The 19410-nt window shown below is 62.8% G+C and carries 22 protein-coding genes and 1 riboswitch; of the genes, 4 read left to right on the top strand and 18 right to left on the bottom strand.

All coding sequences use genetic code 11. From position 1 onward, the window contains the following. The first annotated feature begins 235 nt into the window (after window positions 1-235). Window positions 236-718 carry a hypothetical protein gene (locus tag HNO86_RS22695; RefSeq protein WP_175379170.1) on the top strand — a complete coding sequence of 161 codons (483 nt, stop codon included), beginning with the start codon at window positions 236-238 and terminating at the stop codon, window positions 716-718. Window positions 719-865: 147 nt separating this feature from the next. Then, window positions 866-2137, top strand: coding sequence for an OmpP1/FadL family transporter (locus HNO86_RS22690; RefSeq protein WP_175379169.1), 1272 nt, complete (start codon window positions 866-868; stop codon window positions 2135-2137). A gap of 190 nt (window positions 2138-2327) precedes the next feature. Here the strand turns inward: HNO86_RS22690 and HNO86_RS22685 are convergent, their stop codons facing one another. From HNO86_RS22685 to cobO, 14 genes are all read right to left on the bottom strand, one after another. Next, window positions 2328-2879, bottom strand: coding sequence for a glutathione peroxidase (locus HNO86_RS22685; RefSeq protein ID WP_175379168.1), 552 nt, complete (start codon window positions 2877-2879; stop codon window positions 2328-2330). Window positions 2880-2933: 54 nt separating this feature from the next. Further along, on the bottom strand, window positions 2934-3059 hold the full coding sequence (locus HNO86_RS30330) for a hypothetical protein (protein WP_256672722.1): 126 nt from the start codon (window positions 3057-3059) through the stop codon (window positions 2934-2936). After that, window positions 3056-4264 (bottom strand): MFS transporter, encoded by a 1209-nt coding sequence (locus HNO86_RS22680; RefSeq protein ID WP_175379167.1) that lies wholly within the window; start codon window positions 4262-4264, stop codon window positions 3056-3058. Before HNO86_RS22680 ends, HNO86_RS30330 begins: the two co-directional genes overlap by 4 nt. Window positions 4265-4316: 52 nt before the next feature. Continuing rightward, window positions 4317-4721, bottom strand: a complete 405-nt coding sequence (locus HNO86_RS22675) for a MarR family winged helix-turn-helix transcriptional regulator (RefSeq protein WP_175379166.1) — start codon at window positions 4719-4721, stop codon at window positions 4317-4319. A gap of 152 nt (window positions 4722-4873) precedes the next feature. After that, complete coding sequence (locus HNO86_RS22670) at window positions 4874-5608, bottom strand: adenosylcobinamide-GDP ribazoletransferase (RefSeq protein WP_175379165.1); 735 nt, start codon at window positions 5606-5608, stop codon at window positions 4874-4876. 2 nt (window positions 5609-5610) lie between these two features. Further along, a complete protein-coding gene (gene cobC / locus HNO86_RS22665; protein WP_175379164.1) occupies window positions 5611-6186 on the bottom strand; it encodes an alpha-ribazole phosphatase family protein in 576 nt (191 codons plus the stop codon). After that, window positions 6183-7238: a nicotinate-nucleotide--dimethylbenzimidazole phosphoribosyltransferase gene (gene cobT, locus HNO86_RS22660; RefSeq protein ID WP_175379163.1), complete on the bottom strand. Its 1056-nt coding sequence runs from the start codon at window positions 7236-7238 to the stop codon at window positions 6183-6185. Before cobT ends, cobC begins: the two co-directional genes overlap by 4 nt. Further along, window positions 7235-7756 carry a bifunctional adenosylcobinamide kinase/adenosylcobinamide-phosphate guanylyltransferase gene (gene cobU, locus HNO86_RS22655; protein WP_175379162.1) on the bottom strand — a complete coding sequence of 174 codons (522 nt, stop codon included), beginning with the start codon at window positions 7754-7756 and terminating at the stop codon, window positions 7235-7237. Before cobU ends, cobT begins: the two co-directional genes overlap by 4 nt. A 121-nt stretch (window positions 7757-7877) precedes the next feature. Further along, window positions 7878-9329 (bottom strand): cobyric acid synthase, encoded by a 1452-nt coding sequence (locus tag HNO86_RS22650; RefSeq protein WP_175379161.1) that lies wholly within the window; start codon window positions 9327-9329, stop codon window positions 7878-7880. Continuing rightward, window positions 9326-10318, bottom strand: coding sequence for a threonine-phosphate decarboxylase CobD (cobD, locus tag HNO86_RS22645; protein ID WP_175379160.1), 993 nt, complete (start codon window positions 10316-10318; stop codon window positions 9326-9328). The genes HNO86_RS22650 and cobD overlap by 4 nt, the downstream gene beginning before the upstream one ends. Beyond that, entirely contained in the window at window positions 10311-11219 is a 909-nt protein-coding gene (gene cbiB, locus HNO86_RS22640; RefSeq protein ID WP_175379159.1) for an adenosylcobinamide-phosphate synthase CbiB, read from the bottom strand. The genes cobD and cbiB overlap by 8 nt, the downstream gene beginning before the upstream one ends. Then, entirely contained in the window at window positions 11216-11866 is a 651-nt protein-coding gene (gene bluB / locus HNO86_RS22635; RefSeq protein ID WP_175379158.1) for a 5,6-dimethylbenzimidazole synthase, read from the bottom strand. The genes cbiB and bluB overlap by 4 nt, the downstream gene beginning before the upstream one ends. Continuing rightward, a complete protein-coding gene (locus tag HNO86_RS22630) occupies window positions 11859-13268 on the bottom strand; it encodes a cobyrinate a,c-diamide synthase (protein ID WP_175379157.1) in 1410 nt (469 codons plus the stop codon). Before HNO86_RS22630 ends, bluB begins: the two co-directional genes overlap by 8 nt. After that, window positions 13265-13876, bottom strand: coding sequence for a cob(I)yrinic acid a,c-diamide adenosyltransferase (gene cobO / locus HNO86_RS22625; RefSeq protein WP_175379156.1), 612 nt, complete (start codon window positions 13874-13876; stop codon window positions 13265-13267). The genes HNO86_RS22630 and cobO overlap by 4 nt, the downstream gene beginning before the upstream one ends. 81 nt (window positions 13877-13957) lie before the next feature. Then, a riboswitch (cobalamin riboswitch) is annotated at window positions 13958-14188 on the bottom strand. Between the two features lie 162 nt (window positions 14189-14350). Here cobO and HNO86_RS22620 point away from each other — a divergent pair. Further along, window positions 14351-14935, top strand: coding sequence for a hypothetical protein (locus tag HNO86_RS22620; RefSeq protein ID WP_175379155.1), 585 nt, complete (start codon window positions 14351-14353; stop codon window positions 14933-14935). Window positions 14936-15003: 68 nt separating this feature from the next. After that, window positions 15004-16317 (top strand): sorbosone dehydrogenase family protein, encoded by a 1314-nt coding sequence (locus HNO86_RS22615; RefSeq protein ID WP_175379154.1) that lies wholly within the window; start codon window positions 15004-15006, stop codon window positions 16315-16317. 95 nt (window positions 16318-16412) lie between these two features. Here the strand turns inward: HNO86_RS22615 and HNO86_RS22610 are convergent, their stop codons facing one another. From HNO86_RS22610 to hda, 4 genes are all read right to left on the bottom strand, one after another. Continuing rightward, window positions 16413-17066 carry an O-methyltransferase gene (locus tag HNO86_RS22610; RefSeq protein ID WP_175379153.1) on the bottom strand — a complete coding sequence of 218 codons (654 nt, stop codon included), beginning with the start codon at window positions 17064-17066 and terminating at the stop codon, window positions 16413-16415. Between the two features lie 18 nt (window positions 17067-17084). Further along, the gene (locus tag HNO86_RS22605; RefSeq protein WP_175379152.1) at window positions 17085-17621 is read right to left on the bottom strand and encodes a C40 family peptidase; all 537 of its coding nucleotides are present in this window, start codon (window positions 17619-17621) and stop codon (window positions 17085-17087) included. Between the two features lie 164 nt (window positions 17622-17785). Beyond that, window positions 17786-18436 carry a C40 family peptidase gene (locus HNO86_RS22600; RefSeq protein ID WP_175379151.1) on the bottom strand — a complete coding sequence of 217 codons (651 nt, stop codon included), beginning with the start codon at window positions 18434-18436 and terminating at the stop codon, window positions 17786-17788. A 225-nt stretch (window positions 18437-18661) separates the two neighbouring features. After that, on the bottom strand, window positions 18662-19366 hold the full coding sequence (gene hda / locus HNO86_RS22595; RefSeq protein ID WP_175379150.1) for a DnaA regulatory inactivator Hda: 705 nt from the start codon (window positions 19364-19366) through the stop codon (window positions 18662-18664). Window positions 19367-19410 lie beyond the last annotated feature (44 nt).

The raw sequence follows: 19410 nt of genomic DNA, 5'->3' as shown, positions 1-19410 counted from the left end.
CGGGGCTTTTTGTTGCCTGGGATTTCCCGTTTTGCCGTCCGGGGTTAAGCACCAAGGGATATAACGGTTATAACTGGAAGCTGGAAATATTTTAAAAACAGGCCTTTACGCACTGAATATGACACTACACTTCAACTCAAGCGGCCTGAGCCGCTTGCGGCGAGCCTGAGTCGATCCACTGCTGCTAAGCTCCCCCGTTCAGGCCTCGCCGACCAATTCCTGTTTCGAGGGTTTTATGGGTATCGCTGCCAGCGAACTGTGCCGCTATGTGATCCGTCCGACCTTGATCTACCTCGGACGCCATAGCGCAACCGCCGAATCCCTGCTGTTGGGGATCGCCGCCAGCCAGTCGGCCCTGGGTTCAGCGTTGCACGACCGCCGTGGACACGGCCTGTACCGCATCGCCGAACTGCGCCATCAAGCACTCTGGGACCATTACCTGGCGCTCGATCCCGAGCGCGCCAGCCTGGTCCGTGGCCTGGCCAGCCAACACGCCTTCCTCACTGGCCCGCACCTGGAATTGACCGTCAACCTGCGTTACGCCACAGCCATCGCCTGGCTGCTGGTCGAAGAACAGAAAACTCCTCTCCCCGAAGCCGATGATCTGTTGGGAATGGCTCGCATCTGGCGCCAGACCTTCCAGCCCCAAGGACGCCTCAAAGACTTTACCGACGCATGGCAGGCCTGTGTTTCACCGTTGAATCAGGTAGCCTGCTGATCGGATCTGGATCCAAAGATCGCATATCGGGCGTCGAATCTGGTCGGATTGTCCTACAAAACCGCTCTAAATCAAGCGATTCGGCCTATAGCGCCGGGACGAAAATGTTGGTAATTTTCGCCCCGGTGATCACCAGGAGTTCTAATAATGAAAAAAGTAATGCTCAAAACCACCATTAGCCTGGCTGTCGCCATGGCCTCTGCTCAGATTTTCGCAAGCGGCTTCGCCCTCAACGAACAAAGCATCAGCGGTATGGGGACCGGCTTTGCGGGGCGCTCCTCTTCTGCCGACGATGCATCCACCGTATTTGGCAACCCTGCCGGCATGGCTCGCCTGAAACGCGAACAAGTGACTGGCGGCGCTGCATTCATCGACGCACACACTGACATCAGCGATGCCAGCTCCCGTCCGAACGGCGGCACCAACAAAGGTGACATGGTTCCGTTCATGGGCGTGCCGATGGGCTACTACGTCAAGCCAATCGATGATCAATGGGCATTCGGCTTCGGTGTGTACGCACCGTTCGGCCTGGTGACCGACTACGAGAACGGCTTTGCCGGCCGTTACTTCGGCAGCAAGAGCGAAGTGCAGGTCGTGACCCTGCAGCCAACCGTCAGCTACGCGTTCAACGACAAGGTGTCGATCGGCTTCGGTCCGACCATCAACCGTATCGACGGCAAACTGGAATCGAACCTGTCGCTGAACCCGCTGGCGCCGGACGGCAACGTCAAGATCAAGGGTGACGACACCGCTGTCGGTTACAACATCGGCATCATGATCCAGGCGCTGGAAAGCACTCGCCTCGGCCTGACCTATCACTCGAAAGTGAAGTACAAGCTCGAGGGTGATACCAAGGTCAACTACGGCCTGCTCGCCGCACTGGGTCAGAATCCGAGCCAGAAGTTCGACGCTTCCCTGGACATCACCACGCCTGAGTCGGTCGACTTCTCCGTGACTCACCAGCTGAACGACCAGTGGACCCTGTACGCAGGCAGCACCTGGACTCGCTGGAGCCGCCTGAAAGAGATTTCCGTCGAGAACGAAGGCGTACCGGCAGCCCTGGCCGCCCGTGGCTTCGGCACCATCACCGAAGAGCAGAACTGGCACGACACCTGGGCGCACGCCATCGGTGCTTCCTACCAGCTGAACAAGCAGTGGGTACTGCGTACCGGTCTGTCCGTCGACCAGTCGCCGGCCAACAACCAGAACCGCTCCCCACGTATCCCGACTGGCGACCGCACCGTGTTCAGCCTGGGTGCCGGCTGGAGCCCGACCGACGACCTGACCATCGACGTGGCGTACTCCTACCTGAAGGAAGAGGACGTTCACGTGAACAACAACAATGGCCGTCAGGCCTACAGCGCCAAGTATGAAAACTGGGCGAACGGTTTCGGTATCGGTGCGACCTACCGCTTCTGATGAACCGGGCGAGCGTGAAGCGCTCGCCAGTTGAATCAAAAAAGCCCCGGCTCACCAAAGAGCCGGGGCTTTTTCATTTCCTGCAGGAGCGAGTTCACTCGCGATGGACGTCAACGATAACGCTGGCAACCTGATACCCCTCGGTGTTCTGCAGTCCATCGCGAGCAAGCTCGCTCCTACAGGGTCAGGGTTATGGCTTGGAGGCCAGGGCTTTCTCCACAGCCGCAATGAACTGCGGATCATCCGGCTTGGTCAGGCTGGAGAAATTGGCGATCACCTTGCCCTGCCGATCCACCACGTACTTGTAGAAATTCCACTTCGGCGCGCTGCTCTGCTCGGCCAGCACCTTGAACAGGTGCGTCGCATCGCTGCCGCGGACTTTCTGCGGATCGGTCATGGTGAAGGTCACTCCGTAGTTCACGTAGCAGACCTTGGCCGTCTCGGCACCGTCCTTGGACTCCTGCTTGAAGTCGTTGGACGGCACACCAATCACCTCCAACCCCTCCCCTTTGAAGCGTTGATTCAACGCCTCGAGGCTTTTGAACTGCGGTGCAAAACCACAGAAGCTGGCGGTATTGACCACCACCAGCGGCTTGCCGGCAAAGCGCTGGCACAAGTCGATGGATTCATTGGCGCGCAACTTGGGCAAGGAGCCCTGAAGCAATGCCGGGCACTCTTGCGCCTGAGCCAGTCCGGTAAACGCCACCAGTAACGCGGGAACAGCCAACCAGCGCATCTGCATATCGGTGCTTCCTTGTAAGGAATCGTCAGGGACGACGTTACTCGTCCCCACGCTTCACTGGCAAATACTCATGCCCAACTGCATCAACGCCAGCCCGCCCTGATGCCAGCCCCACCACGCCAGGGCCAGCAGCAGGGCGCAGATCGCCAGGACGGTGATACGTGGCCAGAGTCGGTTCATGTCGCGCTCATCTGCGATTGCAGGCGCGCCACCGGGCGCTCGCGCACCGGCCAGTTCAGGGCGGCGGCCATCAGGCTCAAGAGAATTGCTACCTGCCAGATCAAGTCATAACTCCCGGTGTGGTCGTACACCACCCCGCCCAACCAGCCGCCGAGGAACGAGCCGAGCTGATGGAACAGGAACACGATGCCCCCGAGCATGGACAGATTTCGTACACCGAACAAGGTCGCGACGGTGCCATTGGTCAGGGGCACCGTCGACAGCCACAGGAAGCCCATGGCCATGCCGAACAGGTAGGCGCTGGTCGTCGTCACCGGCGCCCACAGGAACAGGGCGATCACCACTGCCCGCAGCAGATACAGGCCGGTGAGCAACTTGGGCTTGGACATGCGCCCGCCCAGCCAGCCCGCGGTGTAGGTGCCGAAGATGTTGAACAGGCCGATCAGGGCCAGCACGGTTGTACCGACGCTGGCCGGCAGGTGTTGATCCACCAGGTACGACGGCAGGTGCACACCGATGAACACCACCTGGAAACCGCAGACGAAAAAGCCGAACGCCAACAGCCAGAACCCCGAATGGGAGCAGGCCTCGCGCAAGGCTTCGGACAACGTTTGCTCATGCCCCATCGCCGGCAGTGGTTTGTCCTTGAGCATGCTCACCAGCGGCACGATCAGCGCCACCAGCAGGCCCAGCGCCAGCAGCGCGGCAGACCAGCCGAGCCAGCCGATCAAACCCAGCGTGCCGGGCAACATGGCGAACTGGCCGAAGGAACCTGCGGCACTGGCGATGCCCATGCCCATGCTGCGTTTCTCCGGCGGCACGGCGCGCCCCACCACGCCAAGGATCACCGAGAACGAGGTGCCCGACAGGCCGATACCGATCAGCAGACCGGCACTCAGGGACAGGGTCACCGCCGAATCGGACATGCCCATGAAAATCAGGCCCAGGGCGTACAGCACGCCACCGATGAGCACCACTTTCGCCGCGCCGAAACGGTCGGCCAGCGCGCCGGTGAAGGGTTGCGCCAGGCCCCAGATCAGGTTTTGCAGGGCGATGGCAAAGGCGAAGACCTCACGGCCCCAGCCGAACTCGGCACTCATCGGCGCCAGGAACAGGCCGAAACCATGTCTGACCCCCAGGGACAGCGCCAGGATCAGCGCACTCCCCAGCAGGACCCAACCGCATGTACGCCACATCGATGTCATTGTTGTTCTCCGATCACGGGTATATACCCGCTTGATATCGAACGAACCGGCCTCATGCCAGTTCGTCCAGCAACTTAAGTAACAGCTCGCGTTTTTCCGCGCCAAGGCGCTCCGCCAGTCGCTGTTGTGCCGCTTCCCAGGCTGGCAGAGCGGCCTTGAGGCGTGCGGCCCCGGCGTCGGTCAGCTGGACGATGCGGTTGCGCATGTCCTCGCCTTCCACCATTTGCACCAGCCCCTCGCCCTCCAGCACCCGCAGATTGCGCCCCAGGGTGCTGCGATCCAGACCCATGGCCTCGGCCAGGGTGGAAATGCTCGGCTGATCCAGGCGCTGCAGATTGCACAGCAAAGAATACTGCGCGACGTTGATCCCGAAGCCATCGAGAGCGCCATCGTAATGCCTGCTGACGCCACGGGCGGCGCGACGCAGGTTGATGCATAAACATTGGGATTCGAGCATGGTGCGTGTATATACCCGTGATTGAAGGATTGCAAATTTATGTTACACGCAAACCCTGCAGGAGCGAGCTTGCTCGCGATGGTCGCCAACGATGACGCTGGGCGCCTGATGCCCCCGCAGCGGTCTTGAGTGCATCACGAGCAAGCTCGCTCCTACAGGGTCAGGGCAATGCCCACCAGGACCATGACTTCAAGCAATTCCAGAAGCGCGCCCGCCGTGTCGCCGGTGGTGCCGCCCAATCGCCGAAGCATCAGATGCCTGAGCCAGACAAACACCAGAACCGCCGACACTACCGCCACTACACCACCGAGCCCCGCAATCAGCACACAGGCCAGCGCACTCACCGCCAGCACCTGCTTGCCCGCCAGACGCGGCAGATGGTCGGCCAGCGCCTGCCCCAGACCACCGGGACGCACATAGGGCGTCGTCAGGAACAACCCCAGCAACGCACTGCGCCCCAGCAGCGGAACAATGATCAGGACCAAAGCGTTGTGGTGCTCGATCAACGCTAACAGCGCGCAAAACTTCAGTAACAACACCAGCACCAGCGTGACCACCGCGATCGGCCCGCTGCGCGGGTCTTTCATGATGGTCAGCGTGCGTTCGCGGTCACCGAAGCCGCCGAGCCAGGCGTCGGCGCTGTCGGCCAGGCCATCCAGGTGCAGCGCGCCGCTGAGCAGCACCCAAACCGTCAGCAACAAGGCGGCATGCAAGAACAGCGGCGTCCCCAGCAACACCCAATTGAGCGCCCAGAGAATGACGCCGAACAGCAGCCCCACCAGCGGATAGAACAGCAACGAACGCCCCAGCTCCTGCGCTGCCGGCATGCCGGGCAGGCGAATCGGCAGGCTGCTGAGAAACTGCAAGGCGATCCAGAACGGCAACATGGTCAGAGCACTTCCCTGAGCGAGCTATCGGCCTCGACCGCCAGCGAAATCAACGCGCCGTGTCCCACTTCGACATTGAGCAACTGCTCACGGGGCAACCCCCGCGCCTGCGCCAGCAACAAGCGCATGACGCCGCCATGGCTGATCAGCAGCACGCGCTGGCCGGCATACGCCGCCTGAACCCGCGCCACGGCCGTCAGCACTCGCGCGGCAAAATCAGCCACCGGCTCGCCCTCGGGCGGGGTAAACGAATAGGGATCGGACCAGAAAAGCCCCAGGGCTTCGGCATCGGTCTCCATCAGTGCCGCGGCGCTCTGCCCTTCCCACGCGCCGAAGTGCAGCTCTTGCAGATTCCGGTCGAACTCCAGCGGCAAATCCAGCTGCCCGGCGAGTTCTTCCGCGAACCGCGCACAACGCTGCAACGGCGAGCTGACCAGACGATCCCACGGACCGCGCTCCATCACCGCCGCCCGCATCTGCTGCCAGCCTTTTTCGGTCAACGCATCATCAAGGCTGCCGCGCAGGCCGCCGCCGAGGTCGGTCTCTCCGTGACGCAGCAGATCCAGACGCAAGGTCATGCCGGACGGTCCGCGACCGCAGCTTCGGCGAACGTCGCCATCTGCCCGTGCAGGTCGCACGCCAGACGCAGCAGCGGCACCGCCAGCGCCGCCCCGCTGCCCTCACCCAAGCGCAGGCCGAGATCCAGCAGCGGCTCGGCGTTCAGGGTTTCCAATACATGTTGATGCCCGGGCTCGGCACCACGATGGCCGAACAACAGCCACGGACGGCATTGCGGATTCAGGCGCACCGCAACCAATGCCGCGACGCTGCAGATGAAGCCATCCACCAGCACGGCGATGCCTTCCTGGGCACAGGCCAGATAGGCGCCCACCAAGGCGGCGATCTCGAAACCACCGAGATTGAACAGGGTTTGCAGGGCATCGCCACGCTGAGCGCCATGCAAGGCCAGCGCACGCTCGATCACCTGCGCCTTGTGGCTCACGCCCGCTGCGTTCAAGCCAGTGCCCGGTCCGGTCAGGTGCACCACAGGGCAATCGAGCAAGGCACAGGCCAGGGCACTGGCGGCGGTGGTGTTGCCGATGCCCATCTCGCCCCCGATGAACAATTGCGCGCCCGCGGCTTTCGCTCGCAGCACGCTGTCACGCCCACCGCCCAGCGCCAGTTCGCCCTGGGCGACGGTCATCGCCGGGCCCTGGACAAAATTCGCCGTGCCCGGCCCGACGTTCAAATGACGCACGCCCGGCAGGTTGAGCGAAGGCGTGACCGTGCCCAGATCGACCACTTCCAGCGAGGCATTCAACTGCCGCGCCAGAACGCTGATCGCCGCACCGCCGTTGACGAAGTTATGCAGCATCTGTCCAGTGACTTCCTGGGGAAACGCCGACACGCCCTCGGCCACTACGCCGTGGTCGCCGGCAAAGATGGCTATCCAGACCTGCTCCAGCGTTGGCTTGATCTGTCCCTGCAAACCCGCCAGTTGCACCGCCACCGACTCCAGCTGACCGAGGGAGCCGGCCGGTTTGGTCAGTTGCTGTTGCCGGGCCTGCGCCTGCTCCAACGCCTGGGCGTCGATCGATTGGCACGGATTCAGCCACCAGGATTGAGTCATAACGCATTTCCTTTCAGAGTCAGGGGCAGGCCGGCAACGGTCAGGACGACTCGCTGACAGCGCTCGGCGAGGGCTTGATGCAGCCAACCGGCTTCATCGACATAGCGGCGAGTCAATTCGCCCAGCGGCACGACACCCATTCCGGTCTCGTTGCTGACAAAAATGATTTCGCCCGGCAGCGAAGCCAGGCATTCGAGCAGCGCGTCACGCTCGGCGCTGAGGCGCTCGTTGTCATCGAGCATCAGCAGGTTGGTCATCCACAGGGTCAGGCAATCGACCAGCAGGCAGTGGTCGGCGCGGGCGCGTTCCCGAAGGACGCGGGCCAGTTGGACCGGCTCTTCGATCAAGCCCCACTCGACCGGGCGTCGGGCGCGGTGATGGGCGACCCGCTCGTTCATCTCGCCGTCCAGAGGTTGGCTGGTGGCGATGTAGGTCACGGCCAGGCCGCTTTCGCAGGCGAGCTTTTCGGCCAGGCGACTCTTGCCGGAGCGGGCGCCGCCGAGGATCAGTTGGAGCATGGTTTATTCCTTCAGCTTTGCGGTGAGGCCACTGCCGTCTTCGCGAGCAAGCCCTCTCCCACAGTTGATCGCGTTCCCATGTGGGAGCGGGCTTGCTCGCGAAGAGGCCGGCAAATTCACCCTAGATTCCACACAGTTCACGCAACAGCCCGGTATCCAGATGCTGCTCCACCAGGTCCGCCAACCGCTCGATATCCCGCTCGCGCAACCCGTGGTAATCCACCTCTTGCACATCCCGCAAACCGGCCCAACGCAACAGCGCGCCACAGGCCGCAGGCGATTCGAACAGGCCATGCAGGTAAGTGCCGAAAATCTGCCCATCAAGGCTCTGCGCGCCATCGCAACGCCCGTCATCGAGCTGCACCGCGGCGTTTTCCAGGGCAACGCCGGTGGTCACGCCGGCATGGATTTCATAGCCACTGACTTCAGCGTTTTCCAGGGCCAGACGCCCACGCACATTGCGCAGCTGCTTCTCCTGCTCGAGCACCGTGTCAAAGGCCAGCAGCCCCAAACCGGCACTGGAACCCGGCGCGCCTTCGAGGCCCAGCGGGTCGTGCACCTGTTCACCGAGCATCTGCAGGCCACCGCAGATCCCCAGCACTTTGCCGCCGTAACGCAGGTGTCGGGAGATTGCCGTGTCCCAGCCGTTGGCCCGCAGATACGCAAGATCGCTGCGCACGCTTTTCGAGCCGGGAAGGATGATCAGATCAGCCGGAGGGATCGCCTGGCCAGGGCCGATGAATTGCAGGTCGACTTGCGGATGCAGGCGCAGCGGGTCGAAATCGGTGTGGTTGCTGATGCGCGGCAGCACCGGCACCACCACTTTCAGCACCTGCTCGGCCTTGTCGGTCTGGCGCTGATCGATGCCGTCCTCGGCCTCCAGGTGCAGGTCCATTACGTAGGGCAGGACGCCGATCACCGGTTTGCCGGTGCGCTGCTCCAGCCAGTCCAGGCCCGGCTGCAACAGGGCGATGTCGCCACGAAAACGGTTGATGATGAAGCCCTTGATCCGCGCCTGCTCGCTCGGCGACAGCAGTTCCAGCGTCCCCACCAGATGCGCGAACACCCCGCCCCGGTTGATGTCGGCGATCAGCACCACCGGGCAGTCCACCGCTTCGGCGAAACCCATGTTGGCGATGTCGCCGGCACGCAGATTGATCTCGGCCGGCGAGCCTGCACCTTCGACCATCACCAGCGGATAGGCCGCGCTCAGCCGCGCATGGGAAGCCAGCACCGCCTGCATGGCGATGGCCTTGTAGTCGTGATAGGCCACGGCGTTCATGGTGGTGACCGCGCGGCCATGGATGATCACCTGGGCACCGGTGTCGCTGTTGGGTTTGAGCAGCACCGGGTTCATGTCGGTGTGCGGTTCCAGGAACGCGGCCTGGGCCTGCACCGCCTGGGCGCGGCCGATCTCGCCACCATCGGCAGTCACCGCGCTGTTGAGCGCCATGTTCTGCGGCTTGAATGGCACCACGCGCACACCCTGGCGCGTGACCCAACGGCACAGCGCCGTCACCAGCGTGCTTTTACCGGCATCGGAGGTGGTGCCCTGCACCATCAACGTCGTCATGAAGCGTCCTTGGCAAAGGCCTCGAAGGCAGCGCTCAGGCGCGCCCAATCGGCGTCGTCGCCCGGCAGGCCGAAACGCAGGCTGCCGGTTTGCGTGAACAGGCGCAGGAGAATGCCGCGCCGGGCCATGAACTCGTACAGATCCTTGGCGCGATCGGTCACCACCCACTGGAACAAGGCGCAACCGCCCTGGGGTTTGAAGCCGTGCAGGTCGAGCAACGTCGCCAGCCGTTCGCTGGCCTCTTCGGTACGCAGCCGTTGCCGCGCATGGCCTTCGGTATCGCGCAGGCAAGCCTGGCCCAGCACCCGGGTCGGACCGCTCACCGCCCATGGCCCGACCTGTTCGGCGAGCAGCCGGAGCAGCTTGCGCTCGGCCAGCACGAAGCCCAGACGCACACCGGCCAGACCGAAAAATTTGCCGAAGGAGCGCAGCACGATCAGCCCGACCTGGTGGGCAAACGGCGCCACGCTCAGCTGCGGCGTGTTGTCCATGAACGCCTCGTCCACCACCAGCCAACCGCCGCGCTGGGCCAGCCGCGAATGCCAGTCGAGCAAACGGCTGGGGCTCAGGCTCAGGCCCGTGGGATTGTTCGGATTGACCACCACCAGCACATCGAGACTGTCGACGAAGAAGTCGACTTCCTGCTCGACCACTTCGCGCACGATGTAGCCGTTGCGACGCCAGGCTTCGGCATGTTCGGCGTAACACGGCGAGAGCACGCCGACCTTGCCGGCCCGGCGCAGGCGCGGCAGCAACTGGATGGCCATTTGCGAGCCGGCCACCGGCAAGGCTTGCAGGGTGCCGTAGTAATCGCAGGCGGCCTGCTCCAGGCCGTCGTCGGTTTCGGGCAGGCGCGCCCAGGCTCGCAGCGGGATCTCGGGAACCGGAAACGGCCAGGGCGCCAGGCCGCTGGACAGATCAAGCCAATCGGCTTCCTCGATGCCGTATTCGAGCGCCGCCTTGCGCAACCGTCCACCGTGCTCAAGCATAGAACTCAGCTCCCACGCAGAGAATCAGCAACCATAACCATACCCCGCGCTGGACCAATTGCCAGCCGCGGTCGATGGAGTCCGCGTCCGCCGGCGCGCCTTCGCCCAGTTGCGGACGCTCGTGCAACTCGCCGTGATAAATCGCCGGCCCGCCCAGCTCCACACCCAGCGCACCGGCGCCAGCAGCCATTACCGGTCCGGCATTGGGGCTGTCCCAGGTCGGGCCCTGAGTACGCCAGCATTTCAACGCCAGACGGGTTTTGCCCAGCAGCGCGTAGGTCAATGCCACCAGACGCGCGGGAATGTAATTGAGGACGTCGTCGATCTTCGCCGCCGCCCAGCCGAAACGCTCGAAGCGCTCGTTGCGATAACCCCACATCGCATCCAGCGTATTGCTCAAGCGATAGAGCACCACGCCCGGCGCACCGGCCACGGCAAACCAGAACAGGGCGGCGAACACCGCGTCACTGCCGTTCTCCAGCACCGACTCGGTGGCGGCACGGGCGACCGCGGTTTCATCCAGCTCGCTGGTCTTGCGACTGACCAGATAACTGACGCGTTTGCGGGCCTCTTCCAGATCACCGCCGCGCAAGGCCTTGGCCACGGGCTCGACATGCTCGCCGAGGCTGCGCATGCCCAGGGCGCAATACAGCGCGAGAATCTCCACGAGCCAGCCGACATAGGGCGCCCACGAAAACGCGGTGGCCAGCAAGGTCAGCGGCAACACCGCGATCACCCAGGCGGTGACACCGTGGCTGCGCCAACCGCGACCACCGGCGTTGAAACGTTGCTCGATGCGCTCGGCAAAACGGCCGAACGCCACCAGCGGATGCCAGCGTTTGGGCTCGCCCAGCAGCGCATCCAGCGCAACCGCGGCGGCACTCAACAACGCCACACTCATGCACGCACTCCCCAATAATTCTCAAACAGCATTTCGTTTAGCCCGCGCTCTTGCGCCCAGCCTTCGAGCACCAGCATCGGCGCCGGATAGAATTCCTTGACCGGTCCCAGGCACAGAATCGCCAACGGCTTGGCACCGGCGGGCAGGCCGAGCAAATCGGCCAGGGCCTGCGGCTCGAACAGCGACACCCAGCCCATCCCCAGCCCTTCGGCACGGGACGCCAGCCACAGGTTCTGGATCGCGCAGGACAGCGAGGCCATGTCCATTTCCGGCAAGGTGCGCCGACCGAAGATATGCCGCTCGCGATCATCCATCAGCGCCGCCACCAGCAGCTCGGCGCAATCGTTGATGCCTTCGACTTTCAGTTGCATGAATTGGTCACTGCGCTCGCCGAGGGCTTCGGCGGTGCGGATGCGTTCTTCCTCCACCAGATCGCGGATCCTGACCCGCAGGTCGCGGTCGCTGATGCGAATGAAACGCCAGGGCTGCATCAGGCCGACGCTCGGCGCCTGGTGCGCGGCCTCGAGCAAGCGCCGCAGCAGTTCGGGCTCGACCGTGCCGCCGCTGAAGTGGCGCATGTCGCGGCGTTCGGCGATGGCTCGGTAGACGGCTGCGCGTTCTTCCTGGCTGAAAGCGTGGTCAGTCATGACTTTTCGCGAGCAGGCTCGCTCCCACGGAAGTCAGGTGTTCCACTGTGGGAGAGGTCAGGTGCTCCTTTGCGGGAGCGAGCCTGCTCGCGATGGCGGCGCCATGATCAGGCGCAAACAGTGCGGCCACCGCCGTCGGATTGGACGGAAAATAAAAATGCACATACGAGGCCGTCATCCGCCCCTCGCGGAAAACCGCCTCCGCCCCGCGTCCGCCATTTGGGCTCAGGCCCCGGGCAATCGGGGTCAGGTCGGTGGTGGTCAGCGAGTGGTGATAGGTGTGCCCGCGCAGCGATCCTTCCGGCAGTTCAACTGCCTGCAAGGCCAGCGCAGCAAGACGCTTCTGCATCACCGCATCGCCCGCCAGCAAGCCCACCAGTTCAGCGCGAGTGCCTTCGACATCGGTCAGCGAATCGAGCAGATAGAGCATGCCGCCACACTCGGCCAGCAGCGGTTTGCCCGCCTCATGGTGCGCGCGGATGGCGTTGAGCATCGAGGTGTTTTGCGACAGCGCCACGTGATGCAGCTCCGGGTAACCACCGGGCAGATACAGGCTATCGGCCTCGGGCAATTGCGCATCGCGGATCGGCGAGAAGAAGCGCAGTTCGGCGCCCATCGCACGCAACACATCCAGGCTCGCGCCATAGGTGAAGGCAAAGGCTTCGTCCCGGGCCACGGCAATGCGCACGCCGGCCAGAAGCGGTTCGGCGGCGATCACTTCGGGGGCGGCAAACTCCACCGCTGGCGGCAGCGCGACTTCGCAACTGCTGGCCAGGGCATCGGCCGCTGCATCCAGACGCAGGTCCAGATCGTTCAACTCGCTGGCCTGCACCAGCCCCAGATGCCGACTCGGCAATTCGATGCCGGTTTCCCGGGACAAGGCGCCGTACCAGCGCAGGCCCTCGGTCAGGCTGCCTTCCAGCAATTGCGCGTGACGCTGGGTGCCGACGCGGTTGGCCAGCACGCCGGCAAACGGCAGGTCCGGCTGATAACGCGCCAGGCCCAGGGCCAGCGCACCAAAGGTCTGGGCCATGGCGGTGCCGTCGATCACGCCCAGCACCGGCACGCCAAAGTGCCGCGCCAGATCTGCGCTGGAGGGCGTGCCGTCGAACAGGCCCATTACCCCTTCGATCAAAATCAGATCGGCAACGCCTGCGGCTTCCCACAACAGGCGTCGGCTTTCCTGCTCGCCGACCATCCACATGTCCAGCTGATACACCGGCGCACCGCTGGCGCGCTCGAGAATCATCGGGTCGAGAAAGTCCGGACCGCATTTGAATACGCGAACCTTGCGCCCCTGGTTGCGGTGCAAACGGGCCAGCGCGGCGGTGACGGTGGTCTTGCCCTGACCGGAGGCCGGGGCGGCGATGAGCACCGCCGGGCAATGACGAGGTGCATTCACAGTTCGACGCCCTTCTGCGCTTTGATCCCGGCCTGGAAGGCGTGCTTGATCATGCCCATCTCGGTGACGGTGTCGGCCAGTTCGATCATCTCCGGCTTGGCGCCGCGACCGGTGACCACCACATGCTGCATGGGCGGGCGGGCCTGCAAATCGCTGAGGACCTGATCAAGATCCAGATAGCCGTGCTTGAGGGCGATATTCAGTTCGTCCAGCACCACCAGGCCGATGGACGGATCGCGCAGCAGTTCCCGGGACACCGCCCAGGCCGCTTCGGCGGCGGCGATGTCACGCTGGCGGTCCTGGGTTTCCCAAGTGAAGCCCTCGCCCATCACGTGAAAGCGCACTTGTTCGGGGAAGCGGCGGAAGAACAATTCCTCGCCGGTGCTGTTGCGACCCTTGATGAACTGCACCACGCCGCACTGCATGCCATGGCCCATGGACCGCGCGAGCATGCCGAACGCCGAACTGCTCTTGCCCTTGCCGTTGCCGGTCAGCACCAGCAGCAGGCCGCATTCGTTGGGGGAGTTGGCGATACGCTCGTCGATCACGGCTTTTTTGCGCTGCATGCGCGCCAGATGACGTTCGTCACGATCAGAAGATTCAGTCATGGGGAGCTCTCCGTTGAGGCAGGAATAACGGCGGGCAGGCACAAGAATAGATAGCGGGAAGCCTGGCATCGCCCACCGTGATGCCATCTGGATGGATCAGGCCGGTCTCCGGGCTCATGAGCGGCTCGCAGCCCGGCTGCGCGCCTTCCCATGTCGTCGACACAGTGGCTCAAGGCGCAGCCTTCACTCATTTACCGTTGCGGGGGCAGCGCCGGGATCGCAGACCTCGATGCATCGCATCGACCACTCACCGGCTTCCCTGTTTCACTCTGTCGGCCATGGCCACAGAGCACCTGAAACAAGCGGCGAAGGTTAGAGGGTTGGGGGTGGAGCGTCAATTAAAGCCGGGGGCCTGATTCGGGAATATCGACTGCTGCTCAATATTCTGACGCCAATCTTGTGCCACACTGTCAGCAGTGATATCAAAGAGCCATAACTCACAGCAATTCACACCAAAATAAAAAGGTGAGCCCCATGCAAGGCATGATCATCAGCAATCCGAAGCTGGAATTCCTGCGCCCGGTGCTGGAGCGCTGGTTTGACTGTATCGATCGCTACAACGCCATCCGTGGCGACAGTGAAACGCCCTACTGGCTGGACGAAAAAGCCAATATCGGGCTGCTCAGCGCGGCCGCATGGATGGCCGAAATCATTACCCTCGAACAATCGCCCACCCGTAAACAGATAGAAGACGGCGAACGCAACGGCCGCGCCGACCTGTTCATCGCCACGCCCGAAGCCCGCGCCTGGCTGCAGGCGACGCAACGCTGGCCGCGGGTCAACAACCTGAACCTGACCCAGCCCCTCTACGACATCACCACCAGTGCCAAGCGGATCAGCTACGCCAGTGACCTGAAGCTCGGCTGCCTGTTCGTCGCGCCACAGAAAACCCAGCACAGCGCCAGCCCCGAAGAATTGCAGGACATGGTCGACGACCTGCAAAAGGAACATACCTGCGCCGTGGCCTGGTATTTCCCCTACGCGTATCGCAAGTTGCACAACGAAGCGGGCCACTATCACCCCGGCATCGCCATGCTGCTCAAGGAAGCGCACGGCTGACCGGTTGAACCATCGCGCAACGAAGCTTCTCTACTGAACAGGTCACTGCATTCATAGGGAAGGTCAGCATGCGCAAGCCCCAGCTCGTTCTCGTCCTCGGTTTCGCCTGCGGGCTCGTCGCCTGCGGTGAAACCTCCAGCCTGCAAGTCTCGGATGGCACCGGCCCCGCGCCGAAGCTGCCGGAACCGAACAAGACCCTTTTTCCGACCATGAACATCGCCCCGGCCATCGGTTGGCCGGACGGCTCAAAACCGGTGGCCGCCAGCGGCACCCAGGTCGCCGCCTTCGCCGACGGCCTGGATCATCCGCGCTGGCTTTATGTACTGCCCAACGGCGACATTCTGGTGGCCGAAACCAATGCTCCCCCCAAGCCCGATGACAACAAGGGCATCAAGGGCTGGATCACCAGGAAAGTCATGGGCCGTGCCGGTGCCGGCACGCCAAGCCCGAACCGCATCACCCTGCTGCGCGACAGCGACCACGACGGCATCGCCGAAACCCGGACGGTGTTCCTGGAAAATCTCAATTCACCGTTCGGCATGACCCTGGTGGGCAACGACCTGTATGTCGCCGACACCGATCGCCTGTTGCGCTTCCACTATGAAAACGGCGCCACCGAGATCAAGTCACCGCCCATCAAGGTGGTGGATCTGCCGGGCGGCACGCTGAATCACCACTGGACGAAAAACGTCATCGCCAGCAAGGACGGCAGCAAGCTCTACGTCACGGTGGGCTCCAATAGCAACGTCGGCGAGAACGGTCTGGACAAGGAAGAAGGCCGCGCGGCGATCTGGGAAGTGGATCGCGCCACCGGCAACCACCGCATCTTCGCCTCAGGGATTCGCAACCCCAACGGCCTGGCCTGGGAACCGTCGACCGGCGCGCTGTGGACCGCGGTCAATGAACGGGACGAAATCGGCAGCGACCTGGTGCCCGACTACATCACCTCGGTGAAGGACGGCGGGTTTTATGGCTGGCCGTTCAGCTACTACGGCCAGCATGTCGACGTGCGCGTCGAGCCACAGAATCCGCAGCTGGTGGCCAAAGCCATCGCCCCGGACTACGCGGTCGGCCCGCACACCGCGTCGCTGGGCCTGACATTCGCCGAAAACAATCGCCTGCCGGCGCAATTCAAGGAAGGCGCTTTCATCGGCCAGCACGGCTCCTGGAACCGCAAGCCGCACAGTGGCTACAAAGTGATCTTCGTGCCCTTCAGTGCCGGCAAACCGGTGGGGCAGCCGGTGGATGTGCTGACGGGGTTCCTCAATGACAAGGAAGAAGCCATGGGTCGGCCGGTGGGTGTGGTGATCGATCAGCAGGGGGATCTGCTGGTGGCCGATGATGTGGGGAACAAGGTTTGGCGGGTTTCGGCGGTTAAATAAACCGAAAAAAGATCGCAGCCTTCGGCAGCTCCCACACGGGATTGATGTACACCCTGTAGGAGCTGCCGAAGGCTGCGATCTTTTCCAACAGTCAATTACCGCTTACGGCAAAGGGTCAGCCCATCCCCCAGCGGCAACAACGACAGATCCACCCGCCCATCCTCCTTCAACGCCCGATTGAGCGACTGAATCGCACGGGTATCAGCACTCTGCGGATTGTCTTCGAGCACCCGCCCACTCCACAGCGTATTGTCGAACACCGCCAATCCACCCACGCGCAGCAAACGCAACGCATGCTCCAGATAAGCCGGGTAGTTGGCCTTGTCGGCATCGATGAACACCAGATCGAACTGCCCCGGCTGATCCAGCTTTTCCAGGGTTTCCAGCGCCGGCGCCAAACGCAGATCAATGCGATCGGCCAGCCCCGCCTCATGCCAGTACCGAAGGGCCGTGGCGTTGTAGTCACCCGGGATATCACAGCAGATCAACGAACCGTCGTCCGGCAATGCCGCCGCCATGCACAGCGCGCTGTAACCGGTGAAGGTGCCGACTTCGAGCACGCGCCGGGCGCCGGTGAGCTTGACCAGCAACGCGAGGAACTGCCCCTGCTCCGGCGCCACCTGCCATTGCGCCGTCGGCAAGGCCTGGGTTTCATCACGCAGGCGCTTGAGCAGCGGTGTTTCGCGCAGGGACACGTCAAGCAGGTACTGATAGAGCGAATCGTCGAGGTTGAGCGTGCGAGCGGTCATGACCACACCCTCCGGGTGTCAGGGATTACGCGCCAGATGCTCCGGTTGCAGGACACGCTTGGCACTCAGGTAGGCTTTCTGCCAATAGGCCTTGGACAAGCTGTCGAGCTTCACGGTGCCACCGGTGGCAGGTGCGTGGACGAAACGCCCTTCACCCACATAGATGCCGGCGTGGCTGACCTGCGAGCCGCCATTGGTGGCAAAGAACACCAGATCACCGGTTTGCAGCCCTTCCTTGCCGACATCCGCGGCCTGCATGCTGATCATCTCCCGGGTGGTGCGCGGCAGGGCAATACCGGTGACATCACGGTAGACATAGCCGATCAGCCCGCTGCAATCGAACCCGGAATCCGGCGTATTGCCGCCCCAGCGATAAGGCGTGCCCACCAGCCCCAGCGCACGAAACAGCACGTCTTCCGCTTCCGGGGAAAACGACTGTGAGGGGCCGAAAACGATGGGAGGACGTACCACCGGCGCAGGTGGCGGCGTACGACTGGCACACGCGCTGAGCAGCGCGGCGAGGAAGATGATTGTGAGGCGGGCCGACATCGACATAAGCAGAGCATCCTGATCTGGCTGCGGCTTTTTTCTGCAACGACGCAGAAAAGAAAACCGCCTGCGCGTCACGCAGGCGGTTTGCCATCATTCATGATCAGAATTCTAGCGCTTATGCGCCAAACTTCAAGTAAGACTTTAAGTTCGCCTTACAGATTGTCTGCTTACTTGCGCGCGGTGACGATTTCCGGCGTTGCAGCAGGCGCCATCGCGAGTGCGCGCTTGGCTTCGATGAAGGATTTGCTCCAGTAGCTGTCGCCCAGGCTATCGATCCGCACACCACCGCTGCGGCGGCTGCTGGAATGGATGAACTGGTTGTCGCCCAGGTAGATACCGGCGTGGCTGACACGATTACGACGACCAGAGGTCGCGAAGAACAGCAGATCGCCCGGCTTGAGCTTGTTGCGCGAAACCAGCGGTGCGTCCACGTTGATCATTTCGCGGGTCGAGCGCGGCAGGTTCATGCCAGCTTCTTCGCGGAACAGGTAACCGATGAATCCGCTGCAATCGAAACCGGCTTCAGAGGTACCGCCGAAACGGTAACGGGTACCGATCAGGGACATGCCGCGTTCGAGGATGCTGTCGGCCAGGGCCGGCAGTTGATAAGACTTGCCATCGGCAAAGGCGGCCAGTTCTTTTTCGGTCGCAACTTCGTCCTGGTAAAGAGAGTCCTGGTAACGAATGGAGGACTGGACGGCGACTGGGTTCTGAACCTGCTGTTGCTGCACCTGCTGCGACACCGGGGTGTGGGCAGCGCAACCGAAAAGCAGGGTAACGAGTGCGAGGGGCACGAGGGGTGCGAAGCGCTTTAGCATGGGCACGACCGTGGCTGATAGTTGTAAAGAAGCCGAGACTATGCCCGCTATCAAACCCATTTGCAAATTCAATCGAACTTTTTGTGACTTTCTTGTTTGTCCCTTACATCTAAGCGCTTAAGCCCATTTTGATCGTTTGCGTAGCCTGCACCGTGCAGGAAAGCGCATTTTCTGGCGCCTGAAATATGCCGGACAGCGCTGCAGCCCGCGATTTTACTGGCTTGGCTACCAGCCCAGGGTTTCTTTAAGGAACGGAATCGTCAGCTTGCGCTGCGCTTGAAGGGAGGCCTGATCGAGGCGTTCGAGCAATTCGAACAGCGCACTCATGCTGCGGGTGCCGCGGGTCAGAATAAAATGCCCGACTTCGTCAGTCAGGTGCAGGCCGCGACGGGATGCGCGCAATTGCAGGGCACGCAATTTGTCTTCATCGGAGAGCGGGCGCATCTGGAAGATCAGCGCCAGGGTCAGGCGGGATTTGAGGTCCGCCAGCTTCACCGGCAGTTCGCGCGGGGAGGTCGACGCAGCGATCAGCAGCCGCCGACCGCTGTCACGCAGACGATTGAACAGATGGAACAGCGCTTCTTCCCAGTCAGCCTTCCCGGCGACCGCCTGCAGGTCATCCAGGCAAACCAGTTCGTACTGCTCCAGGTTGTCGAGAATTTCCACGCCGCGATCCATCAACTCGGCCAGCGGCAGGTAAACCGCCGGCTCCCCCATCTGCTCGAAGCGCAGGCACGCGGCCTGCAACAGATGAGTACGCCCCACGCCGTGTTTGCCCCACAGGTAAATCAGGCTTTCGGTCCAGCCGGCGTCGGCTTCGCACAGTCGCTCGACATAGCCGAGTGCAGCGGCATTGGCGCCTGGGTAGTAGTTGATGAAGGTGGCGTCGTCACGCAGACGCACACCTAGGGGCAGCTGAATCGGTTCCATGCTGACTGAACAGTTCCCAAGGAACCGTTAGTGACCTCTGTGTA

The sequence above is a fragment of the Pseudomonas sp. C1C7 genome (assembly GCF_013359595.1).
Taxonomy (GTDB): domain Bacteria; phylum Pseudomonadota; class Gammaproteobacteria; order Pseudomonadales; family Pseudomonadaceae; genus Aquipseudomonas.
The sequence above is the reverse complement of the archived record's forward strand: the minus strand, read 5'-3'. Positions and strand labels throughout refer to the sequence as shown.

Excerpts from the sequence above, each read along its gene's own strand:
- HNO86_RS22695 (WP_175379170.1), top strand. The coding sequence starts at position 236 with ATGGGTATCGCTGCCAGCGAACTGTGCCGCTATGTGATCCGTCCGACC.
- HNO86_RS22690 (WP_175379169.1), top strand. The coding sequence starts at position 866 with ATGAAAAAAGTAATGCTCAAAACCACCATTAGCCTGGCTGTCGCCATG.
- HNO86_RS22685 (WP_175379168.1), bottom strand. The coding sequence starts at position 2,879 with ATGCAGATGCGCTGGTTGGCTGTTCCCGCGTTACTGGTGGCGTTTACC.
- HNO86_RS30330 (WP_256672722.1), bottom strand. The coding sequence starts at position 3,059 with ATGAACCGACTCTGGCCACGTATCACCGTCCTGGCGATCTGCGCCCTG.
- HNO86_RS22680 (WP_175379167.1), bottom strand. The coding sequence starts at position 4,264 with ATGACATCGATGTGGCGTACATGCGGTTGGGTCCTGCTGGGGAGTGCG.
- HNO86_RS22675 (WP_175379166.1), bottom strand. The coding sequence starts at position 4,721 with ATGCTCGAATCCCAATGTTTATGCATCAACCTGCGTCGCGCCGCCCGT.
- HNO86_RS22670 (WP_175379165.1), bottom strand. The coding sequence starts at position 5,608 with ATGTTGCCGTTCTGGATCGCCTTGCAGTTTCTCAGCAGCCTGCCGATT.
- cobC (WP_175379164.1), bottom strand. The coding sequence starts at position 6,186 with ATGACCTTGCGTCTGGATCTGCTGCGTCACGGAGAGACCGACCTCGGC.
- cobT (WP_175379163.1), bottom strand. The coding sequence starts at position 7,238 with ATGACTCAATCCTGGTGGCTGAATCCGTGCCAATCGATCGACGCCCAG.
- cobU (WP_175379162.1), bottom strand. The coding sequence starts at position 7,756 with ATGCTCCAACTGATCCTCGGCGGCGCCCGCTCCGGCAAGAGTCGCCTG.
- HNO86_RS22650 (WP_175379161.1), bottom strand. The coding sequence starts at position 9,329 with ATGACGACGTTGATGGTGCAGGGCACCACCTCCGATGCCGGTAAAAGC.
- cobD (WP_175379160.1), bottom strand. The coding sequence starts at position 10,318 with ATGCTTGAGCACGGTGGACGGTTGCGCAAGGCGGCGCTCGAATACGGC.
- cbiB (WP_175379159.1), bottom strand. The coding sequence starts at position 11,219 with ATGAGTGTGGCGTTGTTGAGTGCCGCCGCGGTTGCGCTGGATGCGCTG.
- bluB (WP_175379158.1), bottom strand. The coding sequence starts at position 11,866 with ATGACTGACCACGCTTTCAGCCAGGAAGAACGCGCAGCCGTCTACCGA.
- cobO (WP_175379156.1), bottom strand. The coding sequence starts at position 13,876 with ATGACTGAATCTTCTGATCGTGACGAACGTCATCTGGCGCGCATGCAG.
- HNO86_RS22620 (WP_175379155.1), top strand. The coding sequence starts at position 14,351 with ATGCAAGGCATGATCATCAGCAATCCGAAGCTGGAATTCCTGCGCCCG.
- HNO86_RS22615 (WP_175379154.1), top strand. The coding sequence starts at position 15,004 with ATGCGCAAGCCCCAGCTCGTTCTCGTCCTCGGTTTCGCCTGCGGGCTC.
- HNO86_RS22610 (WP_175379153.1), bottom strand. The coding sequence starts at position 17,066 with ATGACCGCTCGCACGCTCAACCTCGACGATTCGCTCTATCAGTACCTG.
- HNO86_RS22605 (WP_175379152.1), bottom strand. The coding sequence starts at position 17,621 with ATGTCGATGTCGGCCCGCCTCACAATCATCTTCCTCGCCGCGCTGCTC.
- HNO86_RS22600 (WP_175379151.1), bottom strand. The coding sequence starts at position 18,436 with ATGCTAAAGCGCTTCGCACCCCTCGTGCCCCTCGCACTCGTTACCCTG.
- hda (WP_175379150.1), bottom strand. The coding sequence starts at position 19,366 with ATGGAACCGATTCAGCTGCCCCTAGGTGTGCGTCTGCGTGACGACGCC.